This is a genomic window from Clostridium collagenovorans DSM 3089, from assembly GCF_900130005.1.
GTDB lineage: Bacteria > Bacillota > Clostridia > Clostridiales > Clostridiaceae > Clostridium_D > Clostridium_D collagenovorans.
In genome coordinates, this window is the sequence record NZ_FQXP01000006.1 from 194,078 (window position 1) to 208,506 (window position 14,429).

The following is a 14,429-nucleotide window of genomic DNA, read 5'->3' on the forward strand; positions in this document are numbered from 1 at the left end:
TGTTGTAGGGAATAAGTTTTAAGGATATTACTTATTTAATAATTAAAGTTAAGATAAATATAATGAATATTCTTTACTAGGAAAAATATATTATGATAAAATTATTACAACAAATCATTGATGTATTTGATGTTCGTTATAAAATAAGTTTGTTTTCATAAAATGTGGGTATGGATAAGTATGAAATGATATTAAAAAAATCTATTAATTGGAGGTGAAAATCATAGGAATTTTAGAATTTACTATGAGGAATTAATTGAAGATATTAAAGCGGATATATTTAGCTAGTTTAATTTTAATTACTTTAATCGCAATTGGAATATTATTTTATCCAAGCTTCTCTAATTATATAAATAATAAATATGCAGTTTCTACAATCTCAGAATACAATGAAAGCATGAATAATATTGGTGATCCGGAAATTGAAGAGTTAAAAAAGGAGTCACAAAAATATAATGAAGAATTGTTTTTAAAAGGAACTGAACCAGAAGGACATAAAGAAGAGTCTATGATTGGGTATATAGAAATTCCAAGTATAAATATATATCTACCAATTTATTATGGTACCTCAAATGAAGTATTGAGAAAGGGGGTAGGGGTTTTAGAGAAAACCTCAATTCCAGTAGGGGGTAAAAGTACACATTCGGTTTTATCTGCTCATACAGGAGTACCCACTCAAAAGCTATTTACAGATATTGATCAATTAAAAAGTGGAGACCTTTTTTACATTCATGTATTAAAGGAGAAGCTCACATATAAAGTAGATAATTCTAAGGTAGTTAAACCTAATGATTCTGATGAGTTAAAAATATATGAGGGAAAGGATTATATAACATTATTGACTTGTTACCCTTATGGTGCTAATACAGATAGATTATTAGTTCGAGGAGAAAGAGTTGAAGAAGGTATAACTAGTGAAGAGGATCTAAATAAACCTAATAAGGAAAATAGTAGTTTTGATGAGATAAGGAATAACAACTTAAATAATAAGGATAGTTTTAATAAATCTTCAATGTTTATAATTGTAATTCTAATTTTGGTCATCATCATAATATTTATACAAATAATTAGGAATCAAAGAAAAAAGAAATAAATTAAAGTAAAAGCATCTATGAATTTAACTTTATTTTAAAAATATTTTTAGAGAATATGTATAGGCATTTTTCTAAAAGATAAGTTTAAAAATAAGTAATCATAGGTGTTTTATTTTTAAAAACATATATAATCAATAAGATGAAATATCTAAAAATGTCGTTGAAAAATCAAGTCAAATAGAATAACAACATATATTTTCAGCAAATGTATTATTTTATCAAAAAGTGAAATGAAAAATAATTGAATATACAGTATAAAGGTGATAATATAATTTTAGAATTTTAAGATATATAATTTACAATATTAAATTTACATCATCATAATTTATTGTATATTAAATTTTTTATATTATAAAATATGAGTTAAGCATTATTTAATGCAAGAGATATATTAAGTGAAAAATGAAAAATCTAGTAAAAATTAAGTTTCAAAATATAAAGGGACTATGTTTATATCAATTCAAAGTGCCATTATCTGTGATGGCTATATGTCAGATAGAATAATTCTATTTAAGTATGCAGTACTTAATAATTTTAACTAATATTAAGAGGGTAAAGGGTTAATTAAAATTAACTTAAGTTTTATTTTAAAAAGTTAGTCTATTACGATTCTAATAAATATTTTCAAGGGTAGCAAAAATTATAATAGGACATTGTTTTAAAGTATCATATAGGTATTTTGAGGTGTTTATATAGTTATGTATCAAGGCACAAATAAGGAGGGGAATTTGGGCGTTACTTTATTGGTCATTGATAATAAGTGCATTTAAAATAGGAGTATAATATATGAAAAGAATAAAAAAGATTAAGTTTTTAAGTTTGGTATTAGTACTTGCTGTGGTGGTACAGTTTGCACCTAAAAATGTATTTGCAGAGAATAATAATACTAATTTAAAGGAGTCGAAGTTTTTTAATCTAATTGATTCTAATGAAACTAAAGAAGTAAATGGCTGTAGAAGGTATGAAGTTACAAGAAATGTACAAGCAAACTTTGATATGAGTAATGAACAAGATTTAATGATTATTTTAGACACATCTACCAGTATGGATACAGGAAACCCCGTTACATTGATAAGCGTATTAGCACCAGCATTACAGCAGGCTGTTAACAAATTTATGGATTATAATCCTCACAATAGGGTTTCTCTTGTGATCTTTGGAGGAAATGGTAGTGGCATAGATGATGCTAGGATATCCTTTGATCTTACTAGTAATAGAGAAGTTATAAATAATAAAATGAGTAATATATATGGACAAGATGAATATGGATATTATGGACCTTTATCCGAATTTATTTGGGGAAATACCAATATTGAGGCAGGTATAGAAAAGGGTAAAGAAATTTTAATAAAAGCTGCAAATGAAAATTCTAATAGAAATATGAATGTTATGCTTGTTACAGATGGTGGAGCTAATGTAACTATAGGGGGAAATCCCTCTAGTTCTGATGAGATTGTAAATCAAACTATAAAATCTGCTCAAGGCATGAAAAGTATTATGCCAGATGCTAATTATATAGGATTATCCTTATTACATAAAGATACTGAATATGATAAAAAAGTTACAGAGGCAGTATTTGATTCTTTTATACCTAAAGAAAATCAAATTATAGATACGAGTTCTACTATAGTTCAAGGAAAATTAACTCAGTATATAGATAAGTTATTCAATCAAATTCAAGGTAGAGGAGAAGTAACTATTACTGAAAAATTTAATAAGGATATTGTAGATAACTTTACATTAGGCACCTTTAGAAAAGAAGATGCTAATGGGGTGAAAGTATATAATGCTATTGAAGTAAATGGTGCTTTAGTTCCAGTAGAAGGAATTTATACATCAACAGAAGAAAATAAGTATTATCAAGTTGCACCTGTAGAAGGAATAAGAGCTATTTGGGATAATGTAAATAAGGAAATTAGAGTAACATTAACTAATCAGGAACTTAAAAATGAAGTAAATAAGATTAAGTATCAGTTATTACCTAAGGATGATAGTATATATTCTGAAGGGACAACTAATATAAAGATAGATAATAATTCAAAGGTAGATGTTAAATACTCTGCTGGAAATAGAGAGTATAATAGTTCAAGTATTTTAAAATCTGCTGAAATAACAAATCTATCAGCCTCTTTAAAGGTAGATGCAGGGCAAGATAAAGAAGTAAAAGCAAATGAGATTATACAATTAGGGGGAACACCAACGGCTAAAGGTGGAGATGGCACATATTTTTACACTTGGTCAGTAAAAGAAGGAAGTGGAGTAGTTATACCTGAGGAAGAAATACATAAGTCAAATCCACAAATAGATTTAAGTAAGAATAATGTAAAACCTGAAAGCAGTATAGTCTTTGAGGTAATGGTAACAGATAATCATAATTGCATAAGAAAAGAGGAAGTAAGATATTCTATAATTAATGAAAATGCAGTAATACCAAAACCAGAAGATAAACCAAATGTAAAACCAGAGAATAAGCCAAATAATGATGGATCAGAGGCTGTAGACAAAGATAATAGAGCTATAGAAGAACTTCCTCAAACAGGACAAGATATTACTCCTTATAAATATGGAGCTATAATATCAATATTAGGTGTAGTATTATTAATTCTAGATAGAAAAAGAAAATCTTATTAGAATTTAATTTTAAAAGCTGTTGTGAAGCCTAAAAAGCTAAGCAACAGCTTTTAAATTTTATCTTATATATTTTTTAATATTAAAGATATAGTATATATGTTGTAATCTTAAAAAGAGAGTATGTTTTTAATAGGTGTAGTTATTTCTTAAGTAGGTAAATTAGTTTATTTATATTCACCTTATTTTTAGAGAGTTCTTTAGTCTTAATTGAAATAACTACACTTTAACTTTTTCATACTAAATATATAAGCTTAACTTTTAGCTCAATATTCACGGAAGGTGTTAATATTCAGAATATTGAATTGATTAATAGTGCTCATGTGTTATAATATTACTTATATAAAATAAAAAGGAAAGGTGGTTAGTGTAATGAGAAATTCAGTTTTTACTCAACAAATACAAAATAAATAATTACTTTGGTTAAAAAGAAATTCATATCTAAGAATTCATTCTTTTAACTAATAGTAAGCAAGGAGTAAGAATGAATAAAACACATCATTTTTTTGGACAATATTATAAAGGCAATACTTTAAAAATTTCTACTTATATCTTTTCAAGCATAGTCTCAAAAATATGCTTATTAATTATACCCTATTTAACAAAATTATTAGTTGATTCTGTACAGAATAATAGCTTAGAGGATTTAAAAAAGTATATTATAATTCTTATACTACTAATGGTATTATTTCAGATTTTTTTAGCATTAAAATATTATTTAGGAGAATATATAGACACACATATTTCTAGTAAATTAAAAAGTGAATTAATAAATAAAACAATGTCATTACCACTTAATGAAGTTAAATCTATAAGTAATGGTGAATTACTTCAAAGAGTCTTTAATGATACAGAGGTAGTAAAGCCACTTATAATAAGTACGAAGGTGGATATTGTACTTAATGTTATTTATAGCATTTGCATTTGTTTTATTATGTTTAAATTAAATGTAGCTACAACTTTAATATTATTATTGTTATTTCCGATATTTTTACTTATATGTAAGTACTATATGCCTAAAATAGAAAAGGTCAATAAAGAGGTTATTGAAGAGGATGAAAATCTAAAGACTTTAAGTGAAGAAACATTAAGTGGTAATTTCGATATTCGAGTAAATAATGCTTCACATTATATTAATAAGAAGATTGATAATAATATAAAAAAATATATTAAAGCTTCTATTAGAAATATTAAATATAATATGAAATACGATTATATTTTTACAACGGGTATAATGAATTTTTCTTCTATATTAATTTATGGTTTAGGTGGATATTTAGTAATTAAAAAATATTTAAGTATAGGAAGTCTACTAGCATTTACTTTGTATTTCTCAAAATTGTGGGATCCGGTAGAGTACTTTATGGCTTTACCTAAGGACTTAAAAGTATATAGAATCTCACTGGAGAGAATACAAGAATTTCTTAATTTACAGGAAGAGGATGAAGGTAAAATAACAAGTTTACCTAATCTAAAAGAAATTAAGATACAAAATCTAAATTTTTATTATGATGATAAAATTATATTAGAAGATATTAATATTGTTATAAATAAAGGTGACAAAATAGGAATAAGAGGGGGAAATGGTACAGGTAAATCTACCGTAGCTAGTATATTAGCTAAACTTAATTTAGTTAATATAGGAGAAATTTATTTTAATGATATTAATTTTAAAGACATTAACTCTAATAAGTTAAGAGAGAAAGTAGTGTATGTACCTGCTAATGGTTATATATTTAATGATACAGTTAAAAATAATATAACTCTTCATAAGGATAATGAGACAAGTTTTGAAAACTTTAAGTTAAATAATAAATTATTTGAATTGATAAGTAAAAATAATATAAACCTACAGGAGAATATCAGTAATCAAGACAATAAACTCTCATCAGGTGAAAAGAGAATTATTCAAATTTTAAGAGGAGTATTTTTAAATGGGGAGGTTTATATTTTTGATGAGCCATTAAATTTCATAGATTATAAATATAAGGAGTTATTAATAGAGTTTATAGATAATAATTTAAAAGATAAAACTGTAATAATAATATCACATGATGACTCCATATTTAGGTGTTGTAATAGGATGTATTCCTTAAAGAATAAAAAGTTAAATATAAGCACAGAATTTATAGCTGAGCTTTAATTTTATAACGAATATATAATTAATAAAAACTTAGTTATTAAGAGGTAATAAGATGATAATAGCTAAGTTTTTATTGCTTGAATTTTATTTTTATGTTTAACGGATTTAAACTATGAATAAGTTTTCTTTAAAAAATCAATATGAACTAATAATGTTTACAATTTAAATATAATTAATAGTTTGTTATATTGAAATTATTAATTATAACTTATAATAGAAATAAAAATAGAAATATGAGGAAGGAGAAAAGGCTAGCATTTAGCCATTGATATAAACATATGATTACAATATTATCACCTACGAAGGGATTAAATTTTAAAAATAAGGCTAATTTAGAATTAAAGGCGAGCACTCCATTATATATGGATGAAGTAAAGGAATTAATTCAAGAACTTAAAAAATATGAAATACCTAATTTGATGGAACTTATGAGTATAAGTGAGGATTTAGCAGTTTTAAACTTTACAAGATTTCAAGATTTTAGTTTGGAGTCTTTTGAGTGCGCAAAACCTGCAATATTTACTTATGAGGGGGAGGCATACAAAGGGTTAGACGCACATACTTTAAGTAAAGATGGGATTGAATTTGCTCAGGAACATCTAAGAATTTTATCAGGTTTGTATGGAGTTTTAAGACCTTTAGATTTAATAAATGAATATAGGTTAGAGATGTTAACAAAGTTAAATACAAGTAGAGGTAAGAATCTTTATGAGTATTGGGGTGACATAATAGAAAATAACTTAAGAGAAGCTTTAATTAATTCTGAGGAAAAAGTACTAGTAAACTTAGCTTCAGAAGAATATTCAAAGGCAGCTAAGGTGAAGAAACTTTCAAAGGAGTTTAAAGTTATTACACCTGTGTTTAAAGAGTTTAAACAGGGGAAGTATAAGATTGTTACGGTATATGCAAAAAGGGCTAGAGGATTAATGGCTAGATATATTATGGAAAATGCTATAGATGAGGTTGAGAAATTAAAGGATTTTTCAGCTGAAGATTATGAGTTTAATGAGAATTTATCAGAGGAGAATCTATGGGTTTTTACTAGATAAGATACTATATAGCACTAGTATTATTAGTAATAACATAATGGAGGTATTATGGGAAAGGATAGTAGAAAGTTGATAGGTTGGATATTTATAATTTTAGGTATAATAAGCATAGCTTATTTCATTAGTCTAAACTTCTTTGGAGGGGCTGTGAGCTTTGCTTTTGTGTGGTTAATCACGGGTATATTATCAGTAGGATTTGGATTAGATAGATTAAATCCTAACTTATCTGTACTTGATAAAACATCTCATAAACTAAGTATAGCGTTACTTGTAGTAGTAATATTAGGTATGATAATTTTAGCTGTATTAGAAGGTATAATTATACACAGCGCTAATAAGTATGATAATAATGTTCCAGACTATGCAATAATTTTAGGAGCTGGACTGCAAGGAAAAGAAATGTCAAAGTCTCTTTTATATAGAATGAAAGAGGGTTTGACATTTGCAGAAAGTAATCCTGAGGTTAAAATTATAGTTTCAGGTGGACAAGGTAAGGGAGAAGACATAACAGAGGCATCAGCTATGAAACAGTATCTTTTAAATCATGGAATTAATGAATCAATGATTATAGTTGAAGATAAATCCACAAATACAGCTGAAAATTTTAAGTTCTCTAAGGATAAACTGAAGGGAATAGATAATAGAGATGATATAAAGTTAACGGTTATAACCAATGGCTTTCACATGTTTAGATCTAAAATGTTAGGAGAAAGATGTGGCTTTGAAATATATAGACAACCAGCAGATACATATGAGCCTATGATTCCTAATTTTTACTTGAGAGAGGCCTTCGCACTTATAAAATCATATTTCTTTGATAAGGTTATGTAAAATAGCACAAGCTTATAAGGAAAGTAATATATATTCTAATAAACAATATTTATTTTATATTAGAAGTAACACTCATTATAGAAAAAATATAAAGATTAATATAATTATAGAATAGTAATTGAAGCTTATATAATACAATTGAAAAATATTAACTAGAGTTCATATTTTTCAATTGTTATAAATTAAAAGAAGCATTATAAGTTAATGTTATATAAAGAATAAGAGTAAGGTAAGTTATATTGAATTATAATGTGCCTTACTCTTATTTTATTTCAAAAACTTATAGTAATTTAAATAAAATATACTTACATTTACAACTTTTATAAGTCAAATGAAAATCAATAAGGAAGAATATCTAGGTAAGAATTAAATATATTAATTGAATTTTATATTTTAAAGGTTTAGGTATACTAAAACGGAGTTTTTCTAAAAATAAAGTATCATTTTTATACTATGTTTAATTTTGAATGGCTAAATCTTAAAGCTTAGAAAAGAATATAGTTTGTGTTATAAAAATATTTATTAAAGTAAAATCTTGTTACAATATTTAACTTGAAGTATATATAAATAACTTATAAGTTACAAAATGGATATTTTTTAACTTTACATTGAATATTCTGAAAAGTTGTAGTATAATTAGTTCAAAATATGAACATGTTCAAAATATGAACTTGGATGGGGGTATATATGAAAAAAGTATACGTTGCCATGAGTGCGGATATAATTCACCATGGGCATTTAAATGTTTTAGAGGAAGCAAGAAAATTAGGGGATGTTATCATAGGGTTACATACTGATGAAGTAATATCAGAATACTTCAGAAACCCATTACTTACTTATAGTGAAAGAGAAAAGGTAGTAGAAAATATAAAGGGTGTAACTCAAGTCATACCACAAGATACCTTAGATCAAGTAAAGAATCTTAGAAAATTAAAACCTGACTATGTTGTACATGGAGATGATTGGAAGGAAGGACTTCAAAAGAATTTAAGACAAAGAGTAATTGAAGTTTTAAAGGAATGGGGTGGAGAATTAGTTGAAGTAAAATATACAGAGGGTGTATCTATAAGTAAATTAGATGATATGCTTTTAAGTATAGGAACAACTCCACAACAAAGAATGAAGAGATTAAAAGAGATTTTAGGAATGAAACCTCTTGTTAGAGTAATGGAGGCACACAATGGACTTACAGGTTTAATAGTTGAGAAAAGCAAAGTCGAAAAAGATGGCAAGATAAGAGAGTTTGATGCTATGTGGATAAGCTCCTTATGTGATTCTACAGCTAAAGGAAAACCGGATATTGAATTAGTTGATGTAACTTCTAGGCTAAATACAATAAATGAAATTTTAGAAGTAACTACTAAACCTATAATATTAGATGGAGATACTGGTGGAAAGATAGAGCATTTTATTTATACTGTAAAAACCTTAGAAAGATTAGGCATATCAGCTATAATAATAGAAGATAAGGTTGGACTTAAGAAGAATTCCTTATTTGGTACTGATGTTTCTCAAACTCAAGATAGTATAGAGCATTTCTGTGAAAAAATTAAAGCTGGTAAAAGAGCGAGAGTTACTAATGATTTTATGATTATAGCGAGAATCGAAAGCTTAATTTTAAAAGCAGGAATGGATGATGCTATTGAAAGAGCTAAGGCTTATGTTGAAGCTGGTGCTGATGGAATCATGATTCATAGTAAAGAGAAGGATGGTTCAGAAATATTAGAGTTCTGTAATAGATTTAAGAAGTTAGAAAAGAGAGTACCATTGATAGTAGTACCTACATCATATAATCATATTACTGAAACAGAGCTTATGGAATATGGGGTAAATGTAGTTATTCATGCGAATCATTTAATAAGAAGTGCTTATCCTGCAATGAAAAAGACTGCAGAGTCAATTTTATTAAATGAAAGATCTAAAGAAGCTTCAGAAGAGTTCTGTATGCCAATAAAAGAAATATTAACTTTAATCCCAGGAGGAAAGTAATATGGTAACTACAGAATTATTCTATAATTATTTAAAGGAAAAGGGAGTAACATTTTTTGCTGGAGTTCCTGATTCCTTATTAAAAAATTTCTGTGCGTACTTAACTGATAATGAAGAAAGTGATAAAAATATAATAGCTGCTAACGAAGGAAATGCCCTTGGCATGGCAGCTGGACATTACCTTGCAACAGGAAGTATACCTTTAGTGTATATGCAAAATTCAGGACTTGGTAATATAGTTAATCCACTTACATCTTTGACTGATCCATTAGTGTACAGCATACCTACATTATTAGTTATTGGTTGGAGAGGGGAGCCAAATAAGAAGGATGAACCTCAACATAAGAAACAAGGTTTAATAACTTTAGAATTATTAGATGCATTAGGTATAAAATATTCTGTATTAGGTGAAGAAAATAGTGATGATGAAGCTAAAATAGAAATAGATAAAGCTATAACATATATGAAAGAAAATAAAGAACCTTATGCTATAGTTATAAGGAAAAATACATTTTCTGAATACAAATTAAAAAATAAGATTGCTACTAATTTTGATATGAAGAGAGAGGAAGCAATAGAAGTTTTACTAGATTATCTTAATGAGAAGGATACTATTGTATCTACTACAGGTAAGACCTCAAGAGAGTTATTTGAGTTAAGAGAAAAAAGAAATGAAGGACATGAAAAAGACTTTTTAACTGTAGGTTCTATGGGACATGCATCTCAAATAGCTTTAGGTATAGCTTTAAATAAGAAGGATAGAAATGTTTATTGTTTAGATGGGGATGGAGCAGCTTTAATGCATTTAGGTGGCTTAGCTATTATAGCATCTCAAGAAGTAAAGAACTTTAAGCATATAGTAATTAATAATGGGGCACACGAATCAGTTGGTGGACAACCTACTGTTGGCTTTGAAATTGATATATTAGGTATAGCTAAGGGATGTGGCTACAAAGAGGTATTTACTGCTTCAACTAAAGCAGAGTTACAAGAAAATATGAAAAAACTTGCTAAATGCGAAGGACCAGGACTTTTAGAGATAAGAGTCAATAAGGGCTCAAGAGATGATTTAGGAAGGCCTACAACAACTACAATAGAAAATAAAGAGGCTTTAATGGCATTTTTAGATAAATAGGGGGAAGCTTTATGGATATTAAAAGAAATATTTTATTGAATCCTGGTCCAGCAACTACAACAGATACAGTTAAATTTGCTCAAGTTGTACCAGATATATGCCCAAGAGAACAAGAATTTGGAGATGTAATGGAATTTGTATCTAAGGGACTTACAGAATTTGTAGGAAGTTTAGATAAATACACTACAGTTATATTTGGGGGTTCAGGAACTGCAGCAGTAGAATCTATGCTTAGTTCAGCAGTAGGAGAAGGATATGTACTTATAATTAATAATGGTGCTTATGGAAAGAGAATGTGTGATATAGCTAATGTATATGAAATGAACTATATTGAATTCCAAAGTTCTAATATTGAAGCTATAGATTTTGAAGCTTTAGAAAAAGTTATTATAGAAAATAAAGATAAATTAACTCATTTAGCAACTATTCATCATGAAACTACAACAGGATTATTGAATGATGTAAGTAGATTAGGAGCTTTATGTAAAAAATACAATTTAGATTTGATGGTAGATGCCATGAGTTCATATGCGGGAATTCCAATAGATATGGAAAAAATGAATATAAGCTATTTAGCATCAAGCTCAAATAAATGTATACAAGGTATGGCTGGAGTTAGCTTTGTTATAGCTAATATAGAAACTTTAGTAAAAACTAAAGAAAATAAGCCAAGAAATTTATATTTGAATTTATATAAACAATATGAGTATTTTAAAAAGAACTATCAAATGAGATTTACACCACCAGTACAAGTATTATATGCATTACAACAAGCAATTGTAGAGGCTAAAAAAGAAACTATAGAAGCTAGACATGAAAGATATGTTAAGAGTTGTGAAGTATTATGGAGTGAACTTCAGAGACTTGGATTGAGAAGATTAGTAGATGAGTCTTGCCATTCACATATGATTACAACTGTTATGTATCCAGAGGTTGAGAACTTCAGCTTTGATGATATGCATGACTATTTATTTGAAAGAGGATTTACCTTATATCCAGGAAAAATATCTTCAAAAGATACTTTTAGAATAGCTAATATAGGGGAAATAGATCATAAAGATATTACAAATGCTATGAAGGTACTTGAAGAATATCTAATAAAGATAGGATTTATCAAATAAGAAAAAAGGAACGCTAGGCGTTCCTTTTTATTTTACATCATCAAAGTCATGTTCAAATTCGTTAACAGCATCCATTAATGTTGTACCAGTATAAGCAGCAGTAGGACCACCACCAAAAGCAATTGCAACAGTTGCAGCTTCGATTATTTCTTCTCTAGTACAACCAACTTTATAAGCATTGCGAACATGTCCAACTATACAATATTCACAGCGGCTATATGCAGCGATTGCTACAGCTATTAATTCCTTTGTTTTTAAAGAAATACTTCCTTCAGAAAGAGCAGCACCAATAAATCCACTTAATGCTCCCATAGCTTCAGGATTAGCCTGGGCTAAATTCATCATACCTTCGCCAGAAGCGGCTGCCATAGATCTTACATCTTTCATAATTACATCCTCCTAATTTCTACATGAATTTATTAAATAATATGTAAATTTACCAATATATACACAATATCATTATGGTGAAATTAGAGTCAATATAATTAAGAGAGCTATTAAATTTATCTATAAGACATAGGTACATCTATAGGGTAATAAAATTTATTATATATACTTTTCAATATTAAATCTACAACATCGTAATTTATTACATATTAAATTTTTTTATGCTATAAAATATGAATGAATCTTATTTAATACAATGTATATATAAGTTTTTAATAATAAACAGCATTTAATTTATATTTAGATTAATTTTTACAGTATTCATTAGCAAGTATTAAGAATACACTTGATGTCCAAGTAAAGCTTTTATCTCTTAAAGCTTCACCAGTAATGGCATCAAAGTTTTCAGCCATTCCTGCTACATTTGCCATGCTGCAGAATCTATTTGCAAGATCAGAGGCAAACTCTTCCTCTCCACACTGCATTAATCCATCAATTAAAAGCATAGTAGATGGAGCCCATATAGGTCCACGCCAATATCCATCACATTTATAGTAAGGGCTACTAGTACTTTCAGTAGCTAGTCCATTTTTAGTTAAGAATCTATTTTTTTCTTTTAATCCAGAAATTAAAGTATTTCTAATTTCTTCAGGAAGGCGCTTACCTAGCAGTATAGGTATAAATAGTATTAAACTATCACCAACACAAGACTCTTCACCGTTTGTTAAATAAGAAGTAAATCTATCGCCCTTCCAGAAATAAGTTATTAGTTTATCAAGAAGTAAACCTGACCATTCAAGCCACTTTGATGCTTCTAAAGGTTTTTTTAGTTTTTCAGCAATTTCACTTAATAGTTCCATTTGAAGTACTAAGAAAGTACATAAATCAGGGCTTTCAACTGGAATACCTTTATGGAATATTGTACTGTTATCCCAACCACAGTCATTACCATGATTATATTCTGGAATACCATTACTATTTAAATCTCTATTATTAAACCACCATTTAGTTAAATTACAAAGTGAGTTATAAAGTATAGTTAATTTCTCATTGTCTAAGAAATCACTTCTCTCCATTATCCATTTTAATGCCCAACCTTGAATAGGAGGTTTACAAAAACTCCAAAGACAAGTAGATGGATTAATTAAGTCAGCATAGGTACCACATTCCTGTTGATTATCTATAAATATCATAAACTGATCAAAGCATAACTCAGGATTAGATTTAGCTAAAGCCATAGCATTAAAACAGTAATCCCAACTCCAAATACTATCCATCCAATTCTTAGACATATACATGGCATTTCTAGTTAGATATCCCTTAGGAGGAACAACTGAAGACCAAGTTATGTAAGAGGCTAACTTAGCACCATATTTAAATTCTTCCTTAGCAGGAGAAGGTGATGCGTTTAACCATGAATAGAATTCGTTTTCCACTTCTCTACAGGCATCATCAAAGGATGAAAGATTAAGTGGTTCTTTATAAGTACATTGAAATTGCTCAATAAAACCTTCAACTATGTTACTTTTATTTAAATTAAAGAACATCTCTATAAAAGGACATTTTATTTCTGCCCAAGGTGCAATGGCAGTCATAGTTCCATTTATGCATTTTATTGCAAACCAAGTATTATGACTAGCGTAATTTAATTTATATTGATATTCAGATTCTTTTAATAAATAATCATAACTACCGCTAGCTACTGTTAATTTAATTCCAACATCTTTTCCCCTAAAACGAATAAGAGTTTCATTTACTATAATTATTTCTACAAAGCCTGAATCACAATACAAGGCAAGCTTGGTTGGAGAAGCTGTTACTTGAAAGTCTAAGATTTTTCCATCTTTGATAAGGTCTATTTTAAAAACTTTATCCTTAGAATAAGTATCTCCATTTATATTTCTAATAAATAATTCATCTTTACCTGTATCAGTGTTTTTTAAAATACTAAATGCTAAAAAGGATCCAAATCTACTGAATGGAACCTCCCTTAAATTAAAATTCATTAGTCGCCCCCCCTATTAGTCCGTTAATGTAAGGTATTCTTATAAG

10 protein-coding genes are annotated in these 14,429 nt (G+C 27.9%); 8 read left to right on the forward strand and 2 right to left on the reverse strand.

The window, feature by feature from the left end:
- Window positions 1–256: 256 nt before the first annotated feature.
- The 8 genes from BUA48_RS09090 to BUA48_RS09125 all read left to right on the forward strand — a co-directional run bounded on the left by BUA48_RS09090 (window position 257) and on the right by BUA48_RS09125 (window position 11,990).
- On the forward strand, window positions 257–1,093 hold the full coding sequence (locus BUA48_RS09090; protein WP_072831743.1) for a class C sortase: 837 nt from the start codon (window positions 257–259) through the stop codon (window positions 1,091–1,093).
- Window positions 1,094–1,880: 787 nt separating this feature from the next.
- Window positions 1,881–3,725, forward strand: a complete 1,845-nt coding sequence (locus BUA48_RS09095; RefSeq protein ID WP_072831744.1) for a vWA domain-containing protein — start codon at window positions 1,881–1,883, stop codon at window positions 3,723–3,725.
- A 481-nt stretch (window positions 3,726–4,206) separates the two neighbouring features.
- Entirely contained in the window at window positions 4,207–5,865 is a 1,659-nt protein-coding gene (locus BUA48_RS09100; RefSeq protein WP_072831745.1) for an ABC transporter transmembrane domain-containing protein, read from the forward strand.
- Between the two features lie 278 nt (window positions 5,866–6,143).
- Window positions 6,144–6,914: a peroxide stress protein YaaA gene (gene yaaA / locus BUA48_RS09105; protein ID WP_072831746.1), complete on the forward strand. Its 771-nt coding sequence runs from the start codon at window positions 6,144–6,146 to the stop codon at window positions 6,912–6,914.
- A gap of 48 nt (window positions 6,915–6,962) precedes the next feature.
- The gene (locus BUA48_RS09110; RefSeq protein WP_072831747.1) at window positions 6,963–7,745 is read left to right on the forward strand and encodes a YdcF family protein; all 783 of its coding nucleotides are present in this window, start codon (window positions 6,963–6,965) and stop codon (window positions 7,743–7,745) included.
- Between the two features lie 687 nt (window positions 7,746–8,432).
- Window positions 8,433–9,734: a phosphoenolpyruvate mutase gene (gene aepX / locus BUA48_RS09115; RefSeq protein WP_072831748.1), complete on the forward strand. Its 1,302-nt coding sequence runs from the start codon at window positions 8,433–8,435 to the stop codon at window positions 9,732–9,734.
- Window position 9,735: 1 nt separating this feature from the next.
- Window positions 9,736–10,869 carry a phosphonopyruvate decarboxylase gene (gene aepY, locus BUA48_RS09120; RefSeq protein ID WP_072831749.1) on the forward strand — a complete coding sequence of 378 codons (1,134 nt, stop codon included), beginning with the start codon at window positions 9,736–9,738 and terminating at the stop codon, window positions 10,867–10,869.
- Between the two features lie 11 nt (window positions 10,870–10,880).
- On the forward strand, window positions 10,881–11,990 hold the full coding sequence (locus BUA48_RS09125; protein ID WP_072831750.1) for a 2-aminoethylphosphonate aminotransferase: 1,110 nt from the start codon (window positions 10,881–10,883) through the stop codon (window positions 11,988–11,990).
- A gap of 27 nt (window positions 11,991–12,017) precedes the next feature.
- Here the strand turns inward: BUA48_RS09125 and BUA48_RS09130 are convergent, their stop codons facing one another.
- A complete protein-coding gene (locus BUA48_RS09130) occupies window positions 12,018–12,377 on the reverse strand; it encodes a carboxymuconolactone decarboxylase family protein (protein ID WP_072831751.1) in 360 nt (119 codons plus the stop codon).
- A 305-nt stretch (window positions 12,378–12,682) separates the two neighbouring features.
- The gene (locus tag BUA48_RS09135; RefSeq protein ID WP_072831752.1) at window positions 12,683–14,383 is read right to left on the reverse strand and encodes an amylo-alpha-1,6-glucosidase; all 1,701 of its coding nucleotides are present in this window, start codon (window positions 14,381–14,383) and stop codon (window positions 12,683–12,685) included.
- Between the last annotated feature and the right edge of the window lie 46 nt (window positions 14,384–14,429).